This is a genomic window from Arenibacter arenosicollis (genome assembly GCF_014397245.1).
GTDB lineage: Bacteria > Bacteroidota > Bacteroidia > Flavobacteriales > Flavobacteriaceae > Arenibacter > Arenibacter arenosicollis.
The window spans coordinates 49406-74184 of the sequence record NZ_JACLHY010000003.1 but is presented as its reverse complement, the minus strand read 5'-3'; the positions used below and the strand labels follow the sequence as shown (position 1 = coordinate 74184).

Genomic DNA, 24779 nt, shown 5'->3' with positions numbered 1-24779 from the left:
TCATTGGCACAAATCTTATACTGCCTATCAGGGATTTGTGAAGTATTGGATTAAAGAAAATGTGGTAACGAAGATTATTGCCAATCTACTTAATTCGGAACCTTAAATCCAAACACCTTTCTCGATTTAAGTTCCCTATTGAATTGTAGTCCTTTGAAATTGCTTTTTGTGGTTATTACAAGTATAATTATACAACAGGCATTATGGAAGCCCTATGTGCTTAACCTATAATAATGATATTTTATATATGGACATTGACGATACTTCAATACTGTAATAAATTGGAAGCCTTTAAAAAAGGATAATATTATTGGGGCCGATTATATAATTGTAAATTGCTAAGCTCTATATTTATTCAATACGAAAATGGGATAAATTTATAGTGCGCTTCCAATAGTAATGAATACTGCAAAATATTGTCTTTCCAATAAACCTATGTACATTCCAAAAGGACAATACCTTCAAAAACTACTAATCATTAATCTAGAGACATATTTTGATACGCACTTGGTGTCTTTCCTGTTAGATTTTTGAAAATTCTATTAAAGGCAGATTTGGAGTTAAAACCGCAATCGCCACCAATAGAGGATATTGTTTGTTTTTGATAATAAGGATCCTTAAGTCTCTTTTTAACTTCTTCTACCCTGTAATGATTTATGTAGTCATAAAAATTTTTACCAATGTAATCATTAAGCAACATGGACAAATGATTGGTACTCACTTCTATTTTTTCAGCCAATTGACTCAATCCCAATTCCGAATCCAAATAAATTTTATCCGTTTCCATCAATAGATTTAATTCCTTGATTTTTTCTATATTCTCACCCTCCAAATTAGGATCAATTGGCTTATGGGATTTCTTGGCCTTTGGATTACCTTTGTTTGTTAGACCTCTGCTTTTAAACTTTTTAAAGGCCAGGACACCAAAGGATAGAGTCAAAAGCAACAAAAAAACAATTCCAATTTTTACAATATTTTTGTCCGTAAAATTGGCTCTTACTAGGATATCGAGATAAATGGGATTCTCGTTCCAAACACCATCATTATTTGCCGCTTTTAAATAAAAACGGTATTTTCCTGCCTTAAGTCTGGAATACCTGGCACTGGGATCTTTGCCTGTTGTATACCTCCAATCCTTATCTAATCCCTCCAATTTAAAAGCATATTGATTTCGAAATGGCGAAGTAAAAGATAAGGAGGCAAATTCTATTTCAAATCGATTATCATTCCCAGGCAACCTCACAACAGACCCGGAATTTAGGGGTTCGTTTATTATTACGCTATCATCAAGTAATTGGCCAATATCAATAACCTTACCGTCAATCAATAAATCCAAAAAAACTGGGTCCGGCTTTAAATTATTTAATCTAAAACTATTGGGATTAAAATAATTTATACCTGAAGCACCACCAAAAAATAGCGTCCCGTCTTCGGTTTTCCATTTAGCATTCTTCCTAAACTTTCCTTTCAGTACCCCATCATAGGTGGAATAATTGGTAAAGGTTTCCATATTGACATTAAATTCGGAAAAACCCGTATTTGTTGCAATCCATAAATCACCCTGATGGTCTTCCAATATTGCATTTACCTCATTATCAGATAACCCATCACTCTCGGTGTAACTTTGAAAATAGTAACCGTCATTAATATCCGATCTGCCATCCTCCTTCAAAAGATTTAACCCACCGGCCGAGGTGCCAAACCAAACACGTTTTTTAAGATCCTCATAAATAACAAAAACCTCGTCGTTACTAATCGATTTAGGATCTGAAGGATTATGATTAAACCGCAGAAAATACTTGCTCCCTCCCTTTTCCTGTAATAAATTTAATCCTCCCCCATTCATTCCTACCCAAATTCTATTTTGACTATCTTCAAACACGGAATAAATATCGTTGAAGGGCAAAGAATTGGTGTTCAACTTGGAATATCCTAAATTCTCAAAGGAATAATTTTTTTCGTCATGCTCAATTAATAACGACAACCCTCCTCCGGTTCCAAACCACATTCTTCCCAAATGGTCTTCTAATATGGAACGAACCGATGAAGCAGCAATACTTGTTTTTACACTATTGTCCTGAAGAAAATGTCTGAAAATATTGCGCTTTTCATCAATCAAATACAACCCATTACTCATAGTTGCTATCCACATTCTTTCTTTTGAATCCTTATGAATACAGGTAACATAATCACTGTTCAGCGAGTCAAAACCCTTACTTCCCATGTCCATGTGCGTTATCTTAGGATTTGAGTTGCCATTTTCAAAATCCACCAGATCAATTCCCTCACGTGTCCCTATCCAAAATAAACCATCTGTATCTTGAAAAATGGTTTGTACAAAACTACTTCTTAGACTATTACTGTTTTCGGGCAAATGCACCAAACTGTTGAACCTATGTCTGGAAAAATCGTAATAATCCAATCCTTCTTGGGTACCTACCCAAATAATATTTTCATCATCTACATAAACATCGTATATATCATTACTACTTATGGATAAATGGTTTTCAGGATTTGCCAAAAGTGATCCAAATATTCCTGTATCCCTTTTATATTTTAAAAGGCCGTTTCCATAGCTACCAAAAAAAATACCTCCTTCTTTATCTTCCGATATGGCATTTAAGGATTTTGAACTATAAACTTCAATAAATCTATCCCTTTCGGATTGATATCTGTAGATTTTATCCGAAATGGTAAGCCATACTTCCCCATAAGAATTAGTAAAAATCTCATCCAGGCTATATACATTAAATGAGCCAATTTCGTAGTTTTTTATTATGGTATTACTGTTGTTTTGGAATCGCAACAAACCCTTATCGGTACCTACCCAATAATTGTTATCAAGACTTTTGGCAACCGAAGCAATCTTATAACCTTTTAGAACCCTCTCAACTTCCAGGGATTCGGCATCAATAATAAAATTTTCATTCTCAGTAGACACCCAAACCTTATTAGATCCATCATTAAATAGTTGAAGAACACCGTTTGTTCCTATGGAATTGTGAATATTCGGTGTTGGAATCACATCCAAGGTAACCGTATTGATAATACTTAGTCCAGTTATAGTACCAACCCATAATTTATTATCGGAGACCGCAAGGGAATATATTTTATCGCCAATAATACTTTTGCTATCGTTGGTTATATTTTTGAAGACATTGAAGCGGTAACCATCATAGCGATTAAGTCCATTCTGGGTTCCGAACCACAAGAATCCTTGATTGTCTTTAACAATCTTTCGCACTTCATTATGGGAAAGCCCATCTACTGTAGTTATGTGTTGAAATTTATATTCTTGGGACCAACCGACATTCAGTATTTTCAAAAAAATAAAAATCAGAGCAACATAAGTTTTTGGCATCTTCATGTTTACTTTTGAAAACAATATACAATTAGTATTACATTTTAAAAACAAGTCATAGGTGTTTTTCACCAAATATTCATAAAATCTAATTTCATAGAAAATTTTCTATCTGATATTGCAAAATCTATAGTGCTATATTATGTTTTCTGGAAGTTTGTGAAGTTCTAGGATCATTTGGTTATAATTTTATGGTATTAAAGAAAATAGTTGGCCTAGAAAAGGTAAAAATTGATTTCAATATTTCGAATTAATATAGTTGGTTTTTAAGATATAAATTTTTATTGTGTATCATTAAAAATTGACTGTTTGTAAAGGCTTAGAAACGGAAAAAGGAGAATATGTGATAGATTGTAAGGTTTTTTACCGTGAATGTTTATCAAATTAAGATGCTTTATTACCGAAAATAATTCTAGAATATTGAGTGAAGTATTTTTATTTGGTGAGTAGGGAAATTTTTTGGAGTAGCACTCAATTAATATGGCCAAGTAATTGAAGGAATGTTATTAATTGACTCTATAATATGATTTTTAATAAACTCATTAATTTCCCATTGATTTCCAAGTGGTATTTTAGTATTGGTCTTGTAAATTGAGTAGGGGTATGGACCGTATTCAGGGACGACGGTGATAAAGGGGCGCTTCTTGCCCAAGGCGTTTTTAATCATTAAACGCCACCATTCGGTAAACAGATCCAACTCAGTTTTATAATTGCTATCCCGGGGGTCTATAACTTGTGGACTATGGGCGGATCCTACCCTGGCGTGGATATGGTAGGTATGTTCTATAGCTTTTTGTACTGCCTTGGGCTGATTTTCCAATAGGGATTCGGCAACGCAACACCAATGGGACAAGTCGGAGGTTAGTTTAAGAAAGGGATATTCCGCCAAATAAGGTAAACATGCATGGGCAGCAAATGAAAACCGGGAGCGATGGGTTTCATGGGTAATGATAACGCCTGTTTCCAATTCAATTTTATGGGCCAATTCAATTAAAGTGGAATTTTGAGAGTGGGTGAAGAAGTCCATGCCAGTATGCGAATTGACCAACAGAGGGTTAGCTTCCACTAGGTTGTACAAGTGACTTTTATATAGTTCTTGGTGCTTATGAAAATTTACTTCCTTGGTTTCCCAATGTTGGGCCACAAAGTCCAATTCCATATCTTTCAATATGGAACAAATTTCTTTTTTTTTAATACTATTCAGTGGCAGGTCTATTTCAACACCATTATAACCGGCCTTCTTTACTTTGGTTAAAAATACCGGCCAAGCCAAATCTGAACTTCCCCAGCGAGGATATATTAATTTAAGAAGCATATTTTACATCAATTTAATTTCTCTGCTTTCTTTCCCCAGTATGGTCTACCCCTTGTTCCCTCTCATAATCGATCATTTTTTTGGGTCTAAAATTTAAAATCAGGGCCCTGCGTTGGGTGTCTGTGGTGTTACCTTGACTAAAATGAAGGGTATGTCCATCATGAAAAGTGCATCCTCCCGGGAGTAAGGGAATACTTTCTGCTTGTGAAGTATCGGTTTCGCAAAATAAAGCTCCGCCGTTAGGCATGTTTTTATGGGGTAGAATAGGATTGCCTACCGTTTTGGGAATAAACCACATACAGCCATTTTCTTTGAACACTTTATCCAGGGCTATCCAACAGCTAGCGGATCTTTGGTCCGGCATGCTAATCCAATAAGCAGCATCCTGATGCCATGGGGTAGGGGTATTGGTGTTTGGAGCTTTATTGATCATCATATCAAAATCGAGTTCCATGTCTTCTCCCAATAGGTCTTTGGCCCATAGGCCTGCTTTTTTATAAGCACTGGTTTTTAACAATTCTGGAACTAGACTACTGGGTCTCATAATTTGGGTAATACGTTCAACCTTTTTGTGGGGATTCATTTCTGTACCTGCGAGGTCGCTCCGCAAATGAGCCGTTTTGACTTTATCCTGTAATATTGCATCATATATGGCCCTAAGGACGTCCACTTCCGAAAGGGAAAGTAGGCTTTCAATTCTAATATATCCCTCTTTAAGGAATTTTGTTTTGTTTGTTTCCATAATTCAAGTTTGTAGGCTCCAAATATGTAATTTAAATATACTAAAGTCTTCTAATTTTATACTATATTACTTTTTTATACAATTTTTATGGATATAGCTTTACAGGATAGAAGGGTATTTAATCTAAGGGATTTTGGGATTAAAAGGGGCTTGTCTTTTGGTCATTATCGATACAAAGCGGTAAAACCAGGACTAGAAAGCCATCTACATCAAGGGGCTTTGGAAATTTGTTTTTGTATGAAGGGGCAACAATATTATAAGATTGGAGAGCAATTGTACGAGCTAAACGGCAACGATATTTTTGTGGTACCCCCTGATACCATGCACAGTACGGGTGAATTTCCCGAAGATAAAGGTGAATTGTTTTGGCTTCAGATTTTATTGGATAGTTCGGTTGGTAAACTTTGCAACATGCCCAAAAAGCAATCGGATTTTTTGCTCAATACGCTACTGGATAAGTCCCAATGTATATTTAAGGGTTCGTTTCAACTAAAGTTGAATTTGGAGAAATTGGTAGATTACTTGGAAAATGTAGATTCCATGTTGTCCAAAATAATGATAGATCAATTAATTACCCAATTATTGTTGGAAACCGTTATCCTGTCCAAGAAAACCCAAAAAAGTCTACCATCCATAAAATTGAATACTTTGGATAAGTATATTCAGAAAAATCTATTCAGAATTATATATGTGGATGAAATGGCCAATATTGTGGGGATGTCCACAGGGTACTTTAAGGCTTGGTTTAAGAAGGAATCCGGGATGCCTCCAAAGGAATATGTGAACAGACTAAAGATTGAACAGGCAAAAATAGATCTGCGGACCACTAAAACGGTTACTGAAGTGGCATTTGGCTTGGGTTTTGCTTCCTCCCAGTATTTTGCCACCACTTTTAAGAAGTTTACTGGTACTACACCTAAATCCTATAGAAGATTGCAAAGGGAATTATAGAACACTTATCTAACTTTCGGGCTACCTTAAAAAAAATCCGGAACCTTAGTGGTGTCCGGATTTTTCAAAACTAACTCAACTCAATCTTTATCAGGTTCATTTGGAGGAACTTGGAGTGAACCTGAATTTTTTAAACTCTAATTTTTTAACAATCAATTTCACTTATGAAATCTTATGCAAGATAAGCGGTTAGTCTCTTGTTCGCTACCAATTAACTGACAAACACTGATATTTTTTTTGCATTTTTAACGTAATACTGTATTTTGTGGTATATATATTAAATGCTAGCCATAGAAAAGAAAGCCTAAATATTGCATTTATCGTTCAATTAAAAAGAGTGCCTATACTACTATTTTTAAAGTTTGAGATTTATTACTAAAATATTGTAATTAGGTTTTTATGGAAATGTATTTCGAGTGGTCCCAATAGAAATTGGCATATATTACCTCCTTTGGAAAGTTAATTGTCCCTGTAAATGAATTGATCCCATCAGGGGTTGAGAGCTCTATATGGAATCCTGCTGGCCTTTTCAGTAGGCAAGAGTGGAATTAATTGGGATAAGACCTTCTAGGTATATATAAACAAAGACACGAGTAGGAATTTCCTACCCGTGTCTTGTTTAGTTGCCTTTTTTTAAAACTTTTGGGTCTTCAAAAAAGCGTTTAATTTCTAAAATACAATTTTGCCTTTGTGGAATACCTGTGTTCAACATTCCTCAAGGCGGTATTAATTAGTATCCTGTATTTTGTACTAGATTAGGATTGTTCTGCATTTCAGATGTTGGTATCGGAAACAATAATTCCCTTGCTGTTAGCGCCTTATTTGGCAAGTAAGAGAAGTTATGGCCCACAAAATCTTCCAACGCATTGGTTTCCGGGTTATATGCCTTTCTCCATCTAACCATATCGTACCAAGTCTTGTTTTCAAAACTCAACTCATGAATTCTCTCTATTCTTACCGCATCTCTAAACGCGTCCTGTGAAAGACCGCTCAAATCTACCAATTCGGCACGTTGCCTAATCTCGTTCACAGCATCATATGCCTCAGTTGAAGGTCCGCTTTCAGCTTCGTTAGCTGCTTCCGCATACATCAGTAATACATCGGCATAGCGATATAGGCACCAATTCAGGTCTGATTGTGCGCTCCCTTCGTTTGCTTCAATATCAAAGTGTTTAAAGATATATGGCGCTCCTAGATTAACACTGCTGTTGCGATCTGCTTCCAATGAATAGCTTGTAAAATAGAACTGTTTTTCTTCTGTTCTTTTGTCGCCCACCTCGTAGGAATCTACAAAGGCGTTAGTTGAAAAGATACCACCAGTTTGGGCTGAATAGGCGGAAATTCCCAAATTATATGGTAAAATTCCTGGCTGCCAGTTGCCTGATTGAATACCTGCCGCGAATTGGGTCATAAAGATGTATTCCCCAGTGTTCTTAGTAGCAGGGTCATGCAGCTCATCATAGGTGTCAAAAAGGCCAAACTCATCCGAATCCATTACCTCTTTGGCCTTAGCGGCGGCAAGCGCGTAATTCTCTGTTTTTTGAAGCGGGTAGCCTGCCATGGTCAAATACACATCTGCCAATAAGGTTTTAACTGCGCCCAAAGAAACTCTGCCCGATCCAACTCTCCAAGCCAGGCCAGCACCTTCAGCCTCTTTTAGATCGTTGACAATTAAATCATAGACCGCTTCAGCAGAAGATTGTTCAGGGTATAATTGATCCGAGCCCAAATCAACCGAATTGGTGATGATAGGAATGTTTCCGAACATGCGTACCAAACCAAAATAATAATAGGCCCTAAAGAATTTGGCTTCCGCTAAATACTTCTGCTTTAAAGCTTCGTCCATATTTATTTCAGGGATTTTTTCAATTGCCAAGTTGGCCCTAGAGATACCTAAATAATATCCGGTCCAGAAACTGCTCCCATATCCATTGTCCGAATTATTAATTAAATCTTTTACCAAATAAATATTTGTCGCCTGTCCTAAAGAGGTGTTGGCCAATCCTGTGGCAAACTCGAGCATCATCCATGTACCTCCGCCAAAACCACTATTGGTAATTGAAACCAAGGGTTCATATATTCCATTAACGGCACTCTCGGCATGCGCAGCCGTGGTAAAGTAGGTGTCGGTTGTGAAGTTCGACTCATCTTCTTCATCCAAAAAATTACTACATGCCGTTATGCTTGATAGTGCGGTTCCGACGGCTATAGCTCTTATAAAGTTTCTATAGATTTTCATTTTTTTATCTTTTATAGGGTTATAGTCCAACATTTAATCCTAGCATAAAGGTTCGAGGTCTGGGATAATCGTAAAGAGAGAATCCTTGATCGAAAGCTCCTCCACCATTCGAACTTTCAGGGTCATATCCTGGATATTTCGTTGCTACAAAAAAGTTCTGCACCGAAGTATATACCCTTAGGCGATTCAAATGTAAACGCTCTACCAATTCAGGTTTGAATACGTAGGATAGCATCAAATTTCTTCCTCTTAAAAATGAACCATCCTTTAATTTCCCTGAATCGTTATTGGTATCATATCCAGCAGCAATTGGTCTTATTTGTGCAATATCGGTATCTTGATTATCCGGAGTCCACGCATTTAAAACGGTCGCGAAGCTATTGGCAATTGTTTGACGGTCTTCGGCCGAGTGTTCATCGCGGTACATTACACTGTTACCATATTGAAACTGCAGGTCTACCAGTAGTTCAAAATTGCCATATCTGAAGGTATTTGAAAATGTTCCAAAACCGTCGGCGATACCTTTTCCGATGATGGCCCTGTCATCGCTATTGATGGCCCCATCATTGTTTAAGTCACGGTATTTAATATCACCTGGCAATCTATCATAGATTGCTGCCTGAGCGGCTTCATCAGTGTTCCATGTACCCTCATCAATGTACCCGAAGAAAGTACCTACCGGTTCACCAACACGGATCAAAGTAGACCCCAAGAAAATATCGGAACCTCCTGAAAGTGCAGTTACTTCGTTTTTATTGATCGAAATATTGAAGTTGCTGCTCCAACCAAATAGTTCATTGTCAAAATTTACTGTATTCATATTAATTTCAACACCCTTGTTTTCCAAACTTCCAACGTTTCTAAATACATTGGTAAAACCACTTGAAGAGGGAACGGGAGCATTAAGGAGCATGTCGGAAGTCAACTTTCGGTACACATCAAGCTCTAACCCGATACGATTATTAAAAAGCCCTAATTCAATACCGGCATCCACTTGTTCCGTTTTTTCCCATTTTAAATCGGGATTGGCCATACGACCTGGGACAGTATAGGCGGAGCGGGCGCCATTAAAAATTACCGAACCATTGGACAAGCCGGCCAATGCTTGGTAAGCTGGTAATTCAGAGTTACCTGTTGCACCGTAACTAGCTCTAATTTTAAGATTGGAAATGGTTTCGTTCTCCGAAAGAAAATCTTCTTCAGAAGCCCTCCAGGCCAATGCTGCGGATGGGAAAAAGGCAAACTGATTTTCCGGTCCAAATTTAGACGATCCATCAGCTCTACCTGTAAGCGTCAATAAATATTTGTTCATGTAGTTGTAGTTGACACGCCCAAAATAAGAGTTTAGCCCGTAAGCAGTTTTGCTTGAGGTTGGTGTCTGTGGGTTGGACCCTGCACCAAGGTTGTTAAAACCGTAAAAGTCATCGGCGAACCCACGGGTCGATGCCCTTGCGCTAAACTGATCTACATGTTGCCAGGAAAGACCTGCCATGGCCGTTAACGAATTATTGCTGTCAAAATCCTTGTTATAGGTCAAATAATTTTCAAATTGCCATGAATTATAACGCGAGTTATCTACATATGCGGCACCATCGGGCATGGCTATGTACCTTAGGTCCTTTCCTCCGTAATAATCGTTTCTTTGATTAATGATATTGGTACCTAGGGTAGTACGTAATACTAGGTTTTTATTGAACTCAATATTACCGTAGAAGCTGCCCAAAACTGTCTGGGTCTTGAGGAAATACCTACGATCGTTCGCAACTGCCACTGGGCTACCGCCACCTTCCATCCCTGGATAGTGTATGTTAGAGCCCCAAGTACCATCCTCATAGCGGACCGGTATAATAGGTAGGGCTTCATAAACTTGTCGCATTGTAGTGATACCACCACCACCAAGTTGGTCTACTTGCTTTTCGTTTTGGTCGTTATAGCTCAAGCTACCTCCAACTTTTAACCAGTCGTTAACCTCGGTATCCAAAGTAAATCTACCTGAATAACGCTTCAGCCATGATTCTACGATAAGTCCTTCTTCATCCCTAAAGCCCATAAATAGTCCAAAATTCGATTTTTGGTTTCCACCGGTAAAAGAAAGTTGGTGATTTTGGGTAATAGCGTCCCTGATAGCTTCATCTTGCCAATCGGTATCATAAAGGGGGTTGCCGCTGGCATCAAAAAGTCTTGGGTCGGTTCTCTTTAATCTAGGGTCGGTATATCTTCCACCGGCCCATCCCTCCGGGTCAAATTTTTCAGCATTGGCATATGCAATTTCCTCAACACGAAGAAACTCTTCTGAATTTAACAGGTCAAGTTTTTTAGGTAAGGTTCCTATGCTGAAATCCACATCATAATTAAGACGGGTTTCACCAGTAGTAGTTCCTTTTTTAGTAGAAACCAGAATTACACCATTGGCGCCTCTCGCACCATATATGGCCGTCGCGGAAGCATCTTTTAAAATTTCTATGGATGCGATATCATTGGGATTCAGGTAATCGATCGGAGTACTGCCATTGGGTAAATTGGTGGCATTCAATATTACACCATCTATTACATAAAGTGGTGTATTGGCGATACTTACCGATGTATTACCACGGATTCGCACTACGGTTCTACCCCCTGGTCGTCCTGAACCAGAAGTTACGTTAACACCTGCCACCTTACCAGCCATGGCTTGGTTTAATGAGGCAGCCGGTCTTTCTGCCAATTCTTCGGACTTAATGGAGCCCACTGCACCGGTGAGGTCACTTTTCTTCTGTGTACCATATCCGATCAATACTACTTCGTCCAATCCAGCAGCACTTTCTTCTAAACTAACCGAAATAGTAGTTTGTCCATTTAGAGAAATTTCTTTTGATGCAAAACCAATATAGGAAATGACTAGGGTTGCATTTTGATTGGCTACATCTAGTGAAAAATTACCGTCAAAATCGGCTGTAACCCCATTAGTGGTTCCTTTTTCCACAATGTTCGCTCCAGGTAAGGGGGTGCCGTCCGAATCGGTAATGGTTCCGCTTACAGTTTGTTGTTCAACGGCGTTATTTACGGGGGCAATGGCTTTATTCGTTTTGCCCGTTTTTAAAATAATCTGCTTGTTCTTGACGCTGAAATAAATATCCGTTGCTTCAAATAAATCTTCCAAAATATTTGATATAGGCTCTTTATCCACGTTAACGGAAACAGTTCTCGTTAAATTCACCTTTTCATGGTTGTACAGAAACCTAAAATCTGAAAGGGATTCAATTTCATTAAATACCTGTTGAACGCTAACGTTTTTCAGGTTTAATGTAATTTTTGTGTTCTGTCCGTATGTGTTGGCCTGAATTTTAAACAGAGAAACTATTAGTAATAGAGTTGTTAGTTTCATCTTTAAATGATGTTTGCTTAGCCAATCCGAATGGAAAGGCCGGACTAATTTTAATTTTTTCATACTTTTGTAAAGGTTTGGTGATTAAACATTTCATTTGTTTATATCACTTTCTTATGCCGGGGAATGCGCCAACATTTTCCGGTTTTTTTGTAAAAGTGATTTTTCTAGTGCACATGTTTTTAGTTCATTTTCATTGGCATCCTTTTTTTTAATTAGCATTTTTATTGAGTATTATAATTTTAGAACCCTCCTGTATAAATTCAAAGGGGGTATCTTCCTTAAAAGCTTCCAGGATTTCTATAATGGTCTCATCTCTAAATGTGGCCGTGTATATTTGATTTTCCAATCGTCCACTTTTATCTTCGATGGTAATATTGAAGTGTCTTTCCAATTTTGTCCTAATACTATAAAAGGGGGAAGCCTTAAATACAAGATACCCATCTATCCATGCGGTATAAAGATCGGTATCCACTTCCTTTATGGTCATTGTATTGCTAATTTTATTCCATTCGGCACTTTGTCCAGGGACTAGCTGGGAGGCAGAATTTGTTTTTAGATCAGCACCTTCTTTGTAAAGTACTACGGCACCTTCGACCAACACTGTGCTGATGTCTTCATCTTCCGGATAGTAAGAAAGGTTAAATTGTGTACCCAATACTCTGATGTTCATTTGGTCGGCATTCACGATAAAAGGGTGAGCCTTGTCTTTGGCTACGTCGAAATAGGCCTCTCCTTTTAAAAACACTTTCCTTTCCTCCCCGGCCAAAAAATTCACGGGGTATCTAATGGAGCTTCCAGAATTCATCTTTACTTTGGTTCCATCGGATAGGACAAGGTCGAATTGTCTGCCATAGGGTATATGTAGCGTATTGTATACCAGTTCGTTTTGGGTTTCAGCACCTGTGTATTGTAATGAATTTCCCTGTTGTGAAGCAATTAAATTTCCGCTTGTAGTGGTAATCTTTCGCTTTCCATTGTCTGAGATTGTTTCAATGGTACCGTTGTCCAATTGCAATGTAATTGCCTCAGAATTTGGATTGTGCTGAATTGCTATTGGTGTTGTTGGCAATTCGGTGTTTTTTTGATTAAAAAAGTATATACCTGCCAGTAATAATAGGGTCGCTGCAATAGCTGACCAATATTTTATTTTGTTACTGGGTACAAAAGTTCTAATTTTTTTTTTGCTTTCAATGTCTTCTATTTTGTAAAGTATTTTCTGCAATAGAATTTTGGAGTCCTGATTTTTCCTTTTTTTAAATGGCAGGTTTCCCTTTTTTGCTTTTTCCCAGTGTTTGGCCCAAATTTCATTCTGAATTATATCCAGATCAGAATTATTAACAAGCTCAGTTAGACAATCCAATTCCTTTTTAGAAATGGTATTGTCCACCAATTTTTGGAAGAGCTTATCCAATTTGTTCTCGTTCTGCATCTACGATATTTTAATAGTAGTATTATGGGCTATATAAGTAATACACCTCAAAAATGATAAAGTCCCAAATTGGGGCTGCATTTTTTACGAAATAGATAAATTATGTGAAAAGAAGTAGACTAATTAGAAAAAAATATATGCTGTCTGCCATATAAGGTTTCAACTCTGTCTTGATGATTTGTAGGGTTTTCCAAAGATGGTTTTTCACCGTCTTCTGAGTTATTCCCAAAAGATTTGCTATTTCCTCATTGCTTTTACCTTGTTGTTTGGACAATACAAAAATACTTCGCTTTTGAGTGGGGATTTGTTGTAGGATATCATTTACTATGTCTTCATATTCACCTAGTAGAATGGTGTTTTCTGTTTCCTCATTTAATAAGCTAATATTTTTCCAGTATTCTTTCTTCAGGGATTCCTGATTGGCAATACTTCTTAAATAATTATAAGTTGCATTTTTTGCAATTTTAAAAATGAAGGCATCAAAAGAATGCTCAAGATCAATGGTCTCCTTTTTTGTCCAAATCTTAATAAATACTTCCTGTAGTATCTCTTCGGTGGCATAATCCGACTTCGTGATCGAGTGTATGAAATAATACAACCTTTTTTCATACAGCTCAAAAACAGTCTTAAATGCCAACCTATTTCCTTTTATTAAGGAAGCTAATAATTGGTCTAAGGGTTGTCCTGACATTACTGTAGCAATTAAAAGATTAGAATTTTATTAAGAAATTTAAGGCACCTTCTTTTCAAGAAATATATAATCTCTAAAAGATAACGTCCGAAATTAAGTGGTATTTTCTTTCATTTCAACTAAAAATTGCACATTTAGCAATACTTTTTTTGCCAATTTTTAATCCGTGTAAAAAAAGATGTATATTTAAAATCTCATTACGCTTTTTGTTATTTATCTAATTTTATGAAATTACACCTTCTTAATAGGGCCAGTTTACAGAACAGTTCCTTTACCGTTACACAAAATAGTTATTCCCATTTCTTAAAAATTTGGCATTATCACCCGGAATTGGAATTAGTTTACATTGCAAAAAGTACAGGGACCCGTTTTATTGGAGACGGAATTGAAAAGTTTTCCGAAGGAGACCTGGTATTGATCGGGAAAAACCTGCCCCATATGTGGCTTAATGATGAAGTGTATTTTGAGCCCGATTCGGATTTGGTTTCCGAAGCCATTGCCATACACTTTAAGGAAGACTTCCTAGGGTTGGAATTCTTGGATGCCATAGAGATGAAACCCATATTGCAGTTGATTAAAAGGGCGGCCCAGGGAATAAAATTTTCGAATATCGACCTTAAGGTTATTGAAAAAATTAAGAAATTGCACACCCTGGAGCCATTTGAAAAAACAATCAAGTTAATTGAGATTTTGTACAAGTTGGCAAATCATGAGGAATATCAATTATTGTCCAGCCCTGGATTTTTAAATTCCTTTAATAAAACGGATAATAAAGGTCTGGATGAGATATATGAGTTTGTATTCAAGAATTTCAATCAACCTATTGGTTCAAAAGATGTGGCGGAAATTGCTAAAATGAACCCTTCGGCCTTTAGTAGGTTTTTTAAACGAATCCATAGAAAAACATTTACACGCTACTTAAATGAAATAAGGATTGGGTATGCATGTAAATTGCTTATAGAGAATAAGAATAACATAACCCCGGTTTGTTACGAGTCGGGCTTTAATAATATTTCAAATTTTAATAGGCATTTTAAGTCAATAACAGGCATGTCACCCTCTGATTATATTAAACTTCATACTCAAAATTAGCAAAAATTGTAATTTCGGTCAAAAAAGTATCAGAATTGGTGCTTCTAGTGGTGGTTATAAATATGGTTTGGATTTAGTTTTGTTTCTTTAACATTATTCCAAATGAACAGCAAAATTATTATTACGGATGTTTTAGTAAAAGATGTCCGATTTCCTACCAGCAGATCACTGGATGGATCAGATGCCATGAATCCAGACCCGGATTATTCCGCGGCCTATGTAATTTTAAAAACCAACCATCCTGACGGCCTTGAGGGGCATGGGTTGACCTTTACCATTGGTAGGGGCAATGAACTATGTGCTGCTGCTATTCATTCATTGGCACCCTTGGTAAAAGGTAAATCTTTGGATAGTTTTACCTCTAACATGGGAGCCTTCTGGAAGATGATTACAGGCGACAGTCAATTACGTTGGTTAGGCCCTGAAAAGGGAGTGATTCATTTGGCTACAGGAGCAGTGGTCAATGCAGTTTGGGATCTTTATGCCAAAGTTGAAAAGAAACCGTTATGGAAACTCTTGGCAGATATGACTCCTGAGGAATTGGTTTCCTGTATAGATTTTACCTACATTACAGATGCCATTACCCCTAAGGAAGCATTGGATTTGCTTAAGAGCAAGGAGGCGTCCAAACAGGAAAGAATCAATAACTTATTACAGGATGGATATCCTGCATATACTACCTCTGCAGGATGGCTTGGCTATTCTGATGACAAAATGAGGAGACTTTGTAAAGAGGCCAAAGCGGCTGGCTTTAAGCATATGAAAATAAAAGTAGGGTCGGATCTGAAGGATGATATGCGTCGTGCTGGAATTATCAGGGAAGAGATCGGTACCGACTTAAAATTGATGATGGATGCCAACCAGAAATGGGATGTGGACGAGGCGATAGCCAATATGGCAGAGCTTAAGAAGTTTGACCCTTGGTGGATAGAAGAGCCAACGAGTCCGGATGATATTTTGGGACATGCAAAAATTGCCAAGGCCGTACACCCAATAAAAGTGGCGACTGGGGAGCACTGTCAAAACAGGGTTGTGTTTAAGCAATTAATGCAAGCCAATGCTATTGGAATCTGTCAGATCGATAGTTGTAGGGTAGGAGGGGTAAATGAAATTTTAGCCATCCTTTTGATGGCTGCAAAATTTAAAATACCGGTTTGTCCACATGCAGGAGGGGTTGGACTTTGTGAATATGTGCAGCACCTTTCCATGATCGATTATATTGCAATAAGTGGTTCCTTGGAGAATCGTATTATAGAGTATGTTGATCACTTGCACGAACACTTCTATGACCCAGTGGTTATTAAGAATGGTGCCTATATGCCTCCCTCAATGCCTGGTTACAGTATTACGATGAAGGAACAATCCTTGGAGGATTATAGTTTTCCGGATGGCGTAATTTGGAAGGATGAAGTAATGGCCAAATAACAGGAGATCAAGTAGAATAGTAAATAAGATTAATAATCCGAAGAATAATATGTCACTTTTTAGTTTAGAAAACAAAACAGCAGTAGTCACCGGTGGCGCCAGTGGTATAGGTGAAGCTATTTCCAAAGCGTTTGCAAGGCAAGGAGCCGATGTGCACATTTTGGAATTTAATTCAGAAAATGGAGAACGTGTTGTTGGGGAAATAGAAGCTAAGGGTGGGAAGGCCACTTTTCACGCTTGTGATGTTTCCAATAATGCCCAAGTGGCGCAAATAATTTCCACTATTGGCGAAGATAGGTATATAAATATTTTGGTGAACAATGCCGGAATAGCCCACGTGGGAAATTTGGAAGGTACTGCAGTAGACGATATGGATCGCATTTACAACGTAAATGTTAAGGGGGTTTATAACTGTATGCATGCGGTTATCACCAAGATGAAGGAGAAAGGCGGGGTTATTTTAAACATGGCTTCAATTGCTTCTTCAGTAGGTATTTCGGACCGTTTTGCCTATTCCATGTCCAAGGGAGCGGTACTTACTATGAGTTATTCCGTAGCAAAGGATTATTTGGATAAAGGTATTCGGTGCAATACTATTTCTCCAGCTAGAATCCATACGCCTTTTGTAGACGGATTTATAAATAAAAATTACCCGGGAAAAGAAGCGGAAATGTTCGAGAAACTGTCCCAATCCCAACCCATAGGTAGAATGGGAAAACCTGAAGAGGTGGCTAATTTGGCAGTTTATTTATGTTCGGATGAGGCTTCCTTTATTACAGGAACCGATTTCCCAATCGATGGAGGTTATATAAAGTTGAACGGATAGATTTAATTGGCACATCTTTTTTTGGACCGATTTGAAAATGGAGCTAGATATCAATTTGATGTTTTAGTTCCATTTTACAAAAAGAGAAACCAGTAACAGACCGTTACATCAATGTTTGAAATTATGAACAATCAACTATAACTAAATGAATAGATTATTTCAATACGTAGCCATAGTATCCCTGTTGACGGCCTGTTCCCAAAAATCAGGGCCCAATGCCTTGTTGATGCCAGTGTCCAAAACAATTGAAGTCAATGAAGCGGATAGTAATGATTCCATTTTGCTAAAGGCGGCCCATGTAGTGCCAACTCCAAACCAGTATATGGCCTTACAGAACGAGTTCATAGCTTTTATTCATTTTGGTCCCAATACTTTTACCCGAATGGAGTGGGGTAATGGTATGGAGGAACCAAGCATATTTAATTTGCAAAATTTGGATACCGACCAATGGTGTAAGGCCATGAAGGATGCTGGGATGAAAATGGTAATTTTCACAGCCAAGCACCATGATGGTTTTGTACTATGGCAAAGTAGGTATACTAAACACGGTGTTATGTCCTCCCCTTTTAAGGAGGGAAAAGGTGATGTCCTTAAAGAATTGTCCGAATCCTGTAAAAAATACGGTCTTAAATTAGGGGTGTATCTTTCCCCTGCCGATTTGTTTCAAATAGAAAATAAGGATGGACTTTATGGCAATTTAAGTGAGTATACCGAGAGAACCATTCCTAGGCAAGTTGAAGGAAGACCCTTTGAAAATAAAACCACTTTTTCCTTTAAAGTTGACGATTACAATGAGTATTTCTTAAACCAATTGTTTGAGTTGCTTACGGAATATGGGCCTATACATGAAGTTTGGTTTGATGGGGCACACCCGAAAAGAAAAGGTGGGCAGACCTATAACTATCTTGCCTGGAAAGAATTGATCAGGGCATTGGCACCCAAGGCGGTTATTTTTGGAAAGGAGGATATTCGCTGGTGCGGAAACGAATCCGGCGGTACCAGGGATACGGAATGGAATGTGATTCCCTATCAGGAAGACCCCGACAAAATGAACAGCTTTCCAGATTTAACTGATGAGTCTTTGGGAAGTAGGGAAGATCTTTACAATGGAAAATATCTTCATTATCAACAGGCAGAAACCAATACTTCAATTCGCGAGGGTTGGTTTTATAGGGATGATACAGACCAGAAAGTCCGTAGTACAGATGATGTGTTCGATATTTATGAGAGATCGGTTGGTGGGAACTCTACTTTTTTGTTGAACATTCCACCCAATAGGGAAGGTAAGTTTTCGCCAAGGGATGTATTGGTATTGGAAGAGGTTGGCCAACGGATCAGCGAGACCTATGGTGTTAACTTGCTATCAGATACCAAGGGACCAAATCAGGTATTGGACAATGACCTAAGTAGTTTTCAAATCATAGGCGATGATGCCAATGAAATTATCATTGAAACCCAAAACCCGATTACCTTTAATAGACTTGCTATTCAAGAGGCTATAGACACCCACAGCGAACGGGTAGAAAAACATGCCTTGGATGCTTGGGTAGACAATGCCTGGAAAGAAATTGCCACGGCCACCAATATTGGATATAAACGAATTTTACGATTCCCTGAAGTTACTACCCATAAAGTACGGATTAGAATCTTGGAATCGCGTTTTTATCCTGCTATAGCAAACATTTCAGCACATTATTACAAGGCAAGGCCGCCACAACTTAATATCGAAAGATCGGTAGATGGTTCTGTAACAATATCGCCCAAAAAGGACAATTTTGGTTGGAAACCCCATGGGGAAGATATAGCGGGAAACATAAATTCTGGTTACAAAATTCATTATACCACTGATGGCAGCGAGCCCACCTCGGCCTCTGCAATTTACAATGAAGCTTTTAAAATACCTTCAGGAGAGGTGAAGGCAGTAGCAGAAGTGAATGGACAATTGGGCAGTATTGCTTCACAGCTTTTCGGAATTATCAAAAAGGATTGGAAAGTCCTTGGAGTGGATAGTGTTGACGGGGAATATCCGGCTAAAAATGCCTTTGATGGCGATCAAAGTACATATTGGAGTTCCGCTGCAGGTTCTAAAGCACATTATATCAATATTGACCTTGGAAAGGAATATGCTGTAACCGGTTTTTCCTATACTCCTCAAACTTCTTCATCCGAAGGGATGTTGGAAAGGGGGGTGGTAAAAATTAGTTCGGATGGAAAATCGTGGAATAACGTTACGGATTTTCGCTTTGGAAATTTAATAAACGATCCAACGACCAGAACCCATATGTTCCAATCTAAAATAAGTACCAGATATATCAGAATTGAATCCAAGGAAATTGCCGGTAATGGGAAAACTGCAGCCATTGCGGAATTGGATTTTTTATTGGATTAAGAGTTTGGATAGGATATCTTTTTAATAGTTAATGAAAAAAATAGCGCTATATAATTTTGTATTTGCCCTATCCTTAATAGGGTGCTCAACAACCGTATCAGATATTTATATAACTTCCAATGGGGAGGAATTTAAGAATGGGGAACTGGTTTTTAGTTCTATTGAAGAAGGACTCAATTCCGTGGTTCAATTAAGAAAGGAAGGGGTTAAAAATGCCTTGACCATTCACTTGATGGCGGGCGATCATAGAATAAATTCACCTATAAGGATACATCCAGAATTTGGACCTTTTAAATTGATAGGGGAAGGGGCGGAAAAGACAGTGGTAAAAGGTTCCAAAGTGCTTATATCCAAATGGGAAAAGTTCAATGATCATATTTTTGTAACACAATTGCAGAAAGAGGACAAATTTGACCAGCTTTTTGTTAATGGTAATCAGCAATTATTATCCCGTTACCCCAATTATGACGAAAATGGTGGACACTGGCAAGGACACGCTGCGGATGCCATTTCCCCAGAAAGAGTAAAAACCTGGGCCAACCCAGTAGGAGCCATAGTGCACACCATGCATAGTGGAGAGTGGGGAGGATTTCATTACGTTTCCAAAGGGGTTGATGAAAATGGAGAGCTTATGTTGGCAGGAGGACATCAAAATAATAGGCCTTCAAAAATGCACAGCAAGTATCGCATGGTAGAAAATGTATTTGAAGAATTGGATGCTCCAGGGGAGTGGTTCTTGGATAAGGACTACCGACTATATTATTGGCCCACCAAGGGAATTGATCTTGGCAATGCCTTGATCGAAGGGGTGCAGTTAAAGCATTTGGTTGAAGTTGTAGGTACTGAAGAAAATCCGGTTAGGGACATTGAAATAAGTAAAATAAAATTTGAGCATACGCAGCGCACTTTTATGGAAGAATATGAGCCATTACTAAGAAGCGATTGGACCATATATAGAGGGGCGGCCATTTTTCTTGAAGGGACGCAAAATGTGAGTGTCAACAATTGTGAATTGACTAATTTGGGCGGTAATGCTATTTTGGTCAGCAACTTCAACAGGGACGTGGCCATAAAGGATAATCATATTCATGAATGTGGGGCATCGGGCATCAGTTTTGTGGGTAGTCCCGAAGCTGTGAGATCACCTTCGTTCCAATATGACGAATTTGTTACCATGGCGGAAATGGACACTATTCGCGGACCAAAATCAAATAAGTATCCTAGTAACTCGGTGGCAGATAATAATCTTATTCATCGCACTGGAAGAGTGGAAAAGCAAACGGCTGGCGTACAGATTGCCATGGCCATGGATATTACCGTAAGCCACAACAGTATTTATGATGTACCTAGGGCAGGAATCAATATTGGTGATGGCACTTGGGGCGGACATATAATTGAACATAACGATGTTTTCAATACTGTATTGGAATCTGGAGATCATGGAGCATTTAATTCATGGGGCAGGGACCGATTTTGGCATCCGAAGCGCGACACTTTAGATCAAATTGTAGCCGCTAACCCGGAGATGCCCAAATGGGACGCCATTCATACTACGGTCATAAGAAATAATAGATTTCGCTGCGATCACGGCTGGGATATAGATTTGGACGACGGATCCTCCAATTATCATATTTACAACAATGTGTGTTTAAATGGGGGAATTAAACTAAGGGAAGGATTTTTTCGCACCGTGGAAAACAACATCATGATAAATAATGGCTTCCACCCTCATGTATGGTTTAAGAATAGTGGAGATGTTTTTAAACACAATATTGTATTTACGGAACACAAGGATATAAGATTACAGGATTGGGGCAAAGAAGTGGATTATAATCTTTTTCCAGATGAGCAAACCTTGTTGCAAACCCAGAGCAAAGGGGTGGACCAACATAGTATTTTCGGTGATGTCCTGTTTACTGATGCGAAAATTGGAAACTATTCAGTAAAAGAAGAATCACCAGCCTTCAAAATTGGATTTAAAAACTTTGATATGGACAGCTTTGGGGTTGCCAATACTGCCCTAAGGTCCCTGGCCGAAACCCCTACTATACCTGTCATGTTTTTTGGCAATACCAATGAAGAGTCGGCTACATTCAACTGGATGGGCGCTAAAATTAAAAATATTCTTACCATGGCAGAACGTTCTGCCTCCGGTCTCAATAAAACTGCTGGAGTTCTTATTCTGTCTTTGGAAAAACAAAGTGTGGCCGGAAACTCCTTACTTCAGGTTGGGGATGTTATTATATCCTCTGAAGGTGATGAAATTAATTCGGTGGCCGACTTAATGAAGTCTTATCAGAATAATAATTGGAAAGGAAAATTGAATCTTACTATATTTAGAAATCAGAAGGAAAAGGAAATATCCATTTCAACAAAAAAATAAAGACAAAGCCGTATGAAGCCATTGTATAAATATATATTAATTGCCTTGTTGATCGGTGGAGCAGTCTACGGCCTTAGTTTTGAAGGTACGGAAGAAAAGGAAAAGCGCCCTAATATTATATATGTTTTGGCCGATGATCTGGGCTATGGAGATATTAGTCTCTACAATCCGGAAGGAAAGATCAGCACGCCTAACCTGGATGCTTTGGGAGCAGCGGGAATGAAATTTACGGATGCCCATACCTCTTCTTCGGTATGTACCCCAACGCGCTATGGAATAATTACCGGACGGTATAATTGGAGAAGTCCCATTAAAAGTGGTGTGCTTACAGGAAATTCCAAAGCATTGATCCCAAAAAACAGAACTACCGTAGCCTCTTTGCTTAAAAAGGAAGGCTATGAAACTGCGTTTATTGGCAAATGGCATTTGGGATGGGACTGGGCCCTAAAGGATCCTAATGTGGAATCTGGGGAAGGTTGGAATCCAGAGGATTTTGACAATATAGATTTCTCCAAGAAAGTAGGTAACTCTCCCAATACCCTTGGATTTACATATTCATACGGACATTGTGGTTCTCTGGATATGGCGCCATATGTGTATGTGGAAAATGGAATGCCTACCATGGTACCGGATACGGTTACGGAAAGTAAGACTAAATATGGATGGTGGAGAAAGGGACCAACGGCAAGCGATTTTATTTTTGACGACGTTACCCCTAACTTTTTTAGAAAATCCTTTAATTATATCAAGAATATATCAAAGGGAAAAGATCCCTTCTTTTTGTATTTGGCGCTTCCATCGCCACACACCCCAATTCTCCCCACGGAGGAATGGCAGGGAAAAAGCGATTTAAATCCTTATGGGGATTTTATGATGATGATCGATGCCTATATGGGACAATTGGCGGCGGTTATAAAGGAAGCAGGAATTGAAGAAAATACACTTGTGATCTTTACGAGCGACAATGGTTGCTCCCCTGCGGCCGATATTAACGAAATGATAGCCAAGGGGCATAGCCCCAATGGAATTTTAAGAGGTCATAAGGCCGATATTTTTGAAGGAGGACATAGAGTTCCGTTTATGGTAAAATGGCCGGCCAAAATAAAGCCCAATTCGATATCGGATAAAACCATTTGCACAACAGATTTAATGGCTACCTGTGCAGATATAGTGGGTGTTGATTTGGCAGATACTGAAGGGGAGGATAGTTTTTCAATGGTGCCTTTGTTTAAGGACCCTACTTCCAAGGAGTATAAGAGAGAGGCTACTGTGCATCATTCGATCAACGGCAGTTTTGCGATAAGAAAGGATAATTGGAAAATGATTTTTTGCCCTGGATCTGGTGGTTGGAGTGCACCCAAACCTAATTCGGAAGGGATAGAAGATCTTCCAAAATTCCAGTTGTACGATCTAAGCAAAGATCCACAGGAAAAGAATAATGTATATGGCCAGTTTCATGAAGTGGAAAGTGCAATGACCAGATTAATGGTCTCCTATATAGAAAATGGGAGAAGCAATCCAGGAGAAAAGCAAAAGAACGACCAAGAAGGATACGGAAGTAAGGACTGGAAGCAATTGGAAGTGTTTTATAATTGATTTGAAAATTGCTTTATTTGAATGTGTATTTTATGAAATTGGAAACCGAAACAAAAATTATATATAAATAGTAACTCAATAAATAGGAACAAATGAAACTAATTAGATTTGGAGAAATAGGTAAGGAAAAACCGGGTGTTCAATTGGAAAATGGTACCCGATTGGATGTATCTGCCTTCGGAAGGGATTACAATGAGGATTTCTTTGGAACAGACGGACTTGAGCAATTAAAAAAATGGTTGGCACAAAATGAAAGTAGCTGTCCTAAGGTGGGCGATAGCGTTCGTTTAGGAGCTCCTTTGGTTAGACCGTCTAAAATTGTTTGTGTGGGTCTTAACTATGCAAAACATGCAGCTGAAAGTGGTATGGCAGTACCTAAGGAACCAGTATTGTTCTTTAAGGCTACTTCTGCCATAGTAGGTCCTAATGATGATGTTATCATTCCAAAAGGAAGTGAAAAAACTGATTGGGAAGTAGAATTGGCAGTGGTAATCGGTAAAAAGGCATCTTATGTTTCGGAAGAAAATGCTTTAGATCATGTTGCCGGATATGTGCTGCACAACGACTACAGTGAGAGAGCCTTTCAAATAGAACGTGAAGGACAATGGGTGAAGGGGAAGAGCTGCGATACATTTGCGCCAGTTGGACCTTTCATCGCTACAAAAGATGAAATTAAAGATCCCAATAACCTGAACTTATGGTTAAAATTGAATGGGGAAAAGGTACAGGACAGTTCTACTTCCGACTTTATATTTAATGTGCAGGAAGTGGTTAGTTATATTAGCCAGTTTATGACCTTGTTACCAGGGGATATTATTTCAACAGGGACTCCTTTTGGAGTGGGCCTTGGATTTAATCCACCTAAATACTTAAAAGCAGGAGATGTGGTAGAATTGGGAATTGAAGGACTTGGTACTTCCAAGCAAACGGCAAAAGCCTATAGCGGGAAATAAGAACCTTAAACCAACCAACC

The 24779-nt window shown here is 38.4% G+C and carries 15 protein-coding genes; 8 read left to right on the top strand and 7 right to left on the bottom strand.

The features are described from left to right. Nucleotides 1-478: 478 nt before the first annotated feature. The 3 genes from H4O18_RS04845 to H4O18_RS04835 form a co-directional block, all read right to left on the bottom strand. On the bottom strand, nucleotides 479-3325 hold the full coding sequence (locus tag H4O18_RS04845) for a ligand-binding sensor domain-containing protein (RefSeq protein WP_187581991.1): 2847 nt from the start codon (nucleotides 3323-3325) through the stop codon (nucleotides 479-481). Between the two features lie 511 nt (nucleotides 3326-3836). Beyond that, complete coding sequence (locus H4O18_RS04840; protein ID WP_187581990.1) at nucleotides 3837-4676, bottom strand: sugar phosphate isomerase/epimerase; 840 nt, start codon at nucleotides 4674-4676, stop codon at nucleotides 3837-3839. A 13-nt stretch (nucleotides 4677-4689) separates the two neighbouring features. Beyond that, the gene (locus H4O18_RS04835; protein WP_187581989.1) at nucleotides 4690-5418 is read right to left on the bottom strand and encodes a phytanoyl-CoA dioxygenase family protein; all 729 of its coding nucleotides are present in this window, start codon (nucleotides 5416-5418) and stop codon (nucleotides 4690-4692) included. Between the two features lie 87 nt (nucleotides 5419-5505). Between H4O18_RS04835 and H4O18_RS04830 the strand changes: the two genes are divergently transcribed. Then, nucleotides 5506-6369, top strand: coding sequence for an AraC family transcriptional regulator (locus tag H4O18_RS04830; RefSeq protein WP_222942340.1), 864 nt, complete (start codon nucleotides 5506-5508; stop codon nucleotides 6367-6369). Between the two features lie 730 nt (nucleotides 6370-7099). On the opposite strand, the gene H4O18_RS04825 is transcribed toward H4O18_RS04830, so the two are convergent. The 4 genes from H4O18_RS04825 to H4O18_RS04810 all read right to left on the bottom strand — a co-directional run bounded on the left by H4O18_RS04825 (nucleotide 7100) and on the right by H4O18_RS04810 (nucleotide 14095). Further along, on the bottom strand, nucleotides 7100-8608 hold the full coding sequence (locus tag H4O18_RS04825) for a RagB/SusD family nutrient uptake outer membrane protein (RefSeq protein WP_187581987.1): 1509 nt from the start codon (nucleotides 8606-8608) through the stop codon (nucleotides 7100-7102). A gap of 19 nt (nucleotides 8609-8627) precedes the next feature. After that, nucleotides 8628-11972, bottom strand: coding sequence for a TonB-dependent receptor (locus H4O18_RS04820; RefSeq protein WP_222942339.1), 3345 nt, complete (start codon nucleotides 11970-11972; stop codon nucleotides 8628-8630). Between the two features lie 211 nt (nucleotides 11973-12183). Then, on the bottom strand, nucleotides 12184-13404 hold the full coding sequence (locus H4O18_RS04815) for a FecR family protein (protein ID WP_187581983.1): 1221 nt from the start codon (nucleotides 13402-13404) through the stop codon (nucleotides 12184-12186). Nucleotides 13405-13504: 100 nt separating this feature from the next. Continuing rightward, entirely contained in the window at nucleotides 13505-14095 is a 591-nt protein-coding gene (locus H4O18_RS04810; RefSeq protein ID WP_187581981.1) for an RNA polymerase sigma factor, read from the bottom strand. A gap of 225 nt (nucleotides 14096-14320) precedes the next feature. On the opposite strand from H4O18_RS04810, the gene H4O18_RS04805 reads away from it, so the two are divergent. The 7 genes from H4O18_RS04805 to H4O18_RS04775 all read left to right on the top strand — a co-directional run bounded on the left by H4O18_RS04805 (nucleotide 14321) and on the right by H4O18_RS04775 (nucleotide 24759). Beyond that, entirely contained in the window at nucleotides 14321-15187 is an 867-nt protein-coding gene (locus H4O18_RS04805) for an AraC family transcriptional regulator (RefSeq protein WP_187581979.1), read from the top strand. 102 nt (nucleotides 15188-15289) lie between these two features. Then, nucleotides 15290-16612, top strand: coding sequence for an L-fuconate dehydratase (locus H4O18_RS04800; RefSeq protein WP_187581977.1), 1323 nt, complete (start codon nucleotides 15290-15292; stop codon nucleotides 16610-16612). A gap of 49 nt (nucleotides 16613-16661) precedes the next feature. After that, nucleotides 16662-17438, top strand: coding sequence for an SDR family NAD(P)-dependent oxidoreductase (locus H4O18_RS04795; RefSeq protein ID WP_187581975.1), 777 nt, complete (start codon nucleotides 16662-16664; stop codon nucleotides 17436-17438). A 226-nt stretch (nucleotides 17439-17664) separates the two neighbouring features. Then, on the top strand, nucleotides 17665-19827 hold the full coding sequence (locus tag H4O18_RS04790) for an alpha-L-fucosidase (RefSeq protein WP_222942346.1): 2163 nt from the start codon (nucleotides 17665-17667) through the stop codon (nucleotides 19825-19827). 31 nt (nucleotides 19828-19858) lie between these two features. Continuing rightward, a complete protein-coding gene (locus tag H4O18_RS04785; RefSeq protein ID WP_187581971.1) occupies nucleotides 19859-22210 on the top strand; it encodes a PDZ domain-containing protein in 2352 nt (783 codons plus the stop codon). Nucleotides 22211-22222: 12 nt separating this feature from the next. Next, a complete protein-coding gene (locus H4O18_RS04780; protein ID WP_187581970.1) occupies nucleotides 22223-23806 on the top strand; it encodes a sulfatase family protein in 1584 nt (527 codons plus the stop codon). Between the two features lie 92 nt (nucleotides 23807-23898). Then, a complete protein-coding gene (locus H4O18_RS04775; RefSeq protein WP_187581969.1) occupies nucleotides 23899-24759 on the top strand; it encodes a fumarylacetoacetate hydrolase family protein in 861 nt (286 codons plus the stop codon). The last annotated feature ends 20 nt before the right edge of the window (nucleotides 24760-24779 follow it).

Excerpts from the sequence above, each read along its gene's own strand:
- H4O18_RS04840 (WP_187581990.1), bottom strand. The coding sequence starts at position 4,676 with ATGCTTCTTAAATTAATATATCCTCGCTGGGGAAGTTCAGATTTGGCT.
- H4O18_RS04835 (WP_187581989.1), bottom strand. The coding sequence starts at position 5,418 with ATGGAAACAAACAAAACAAAATTCCTTAAAGAGGGATATATTAGAATT.
- H4O18_RS04830 (WP_222942340.1), top strand. The coding sequence starts at position 5,506 with ATGGATATAGCTTTACAGGATAGAAGGGTATTTAATCTAAGGGATTTT.
- H4O18_RS04825 (WP_187581987.1), bottom strand. The coding sequence starts at position 8,608 with ATGAAAATCTATAGAAACTTTATAAGAGCTATAGCCGTCGGAACCGCA.
- H4O18_RS04820 (WP_222942339.1), bottom strand. The coding sequence starts at position 11,972 with ATGAAACTAACAACTCTATTACTAATAGTTTCTCTGTTTAAAATTCAG.
- H4O18_RS04815 (WP_187581983.1), bottom strand. The coding sequence starts at position 13,404 with ATGCAGAACGAGAACAAATTGGATAAGCTCTTCCAAAAATTGGTGGAC.
- H4O18_RS04810 (WP_187581981.1), bottom strand. The coding sequence starts at position 14,095 with ATGTCAGGACAACCCTTAGACCAATTATTAGCTTCCTTAATAAAAGGA.
- H4O18_RS04805 (WP_187581979.1), top strand. The coding sequence starts at position 14,321 with ATGAAATTACACCTTCTTAATAGGGCCAGTTTACAGAACAGTTCCTTT.
- H4O18_RS04800 (WP_187581977.1), top strand. The coding sequence starts at position 15,290 with ATGAACAGCAAAATTATTATTACGGATGTTTTAGTAAAAGATGTCCGA.
- H4O18_RS04795 (WP_187581975.1), top strand. The coding sequence starts at position 16,662 with ATGTCACTTTTTAGTTTAGAAAACAAAACAGCAGTAGTCACCGGTGGC.
- H4O18_RS04790 (WP_222942346.1), top strand. The coding sequence starts at position 17,665 with ATGCCAGTGTCCAAAACAATTGAAGTCAATGAAGCGGATAGTAATGAT.
- H4O18_RS04785 (WP_187581971.1), top strand. The coding sequence starts at position 19,859 with ATGAAAAAAATAGCGCTATATAATTTTGTATTTGCCCTATCCTTAATA.
- H4O18_RS04780 (WP_187581970.1), top strand. The coding sequence starts at position 22,223 with ATGAAGCCATTGTATAAATATATATTAATTGCCTTGTTGATCGGTGGA.
- H4O18_RS04775 (WP_187581969.1), top strand. The coding sequence starts at position 23,899 with ATGAAACTAATTAGATTTGGAGAAATAGGTAAGGAAAAACCGGGTGTT.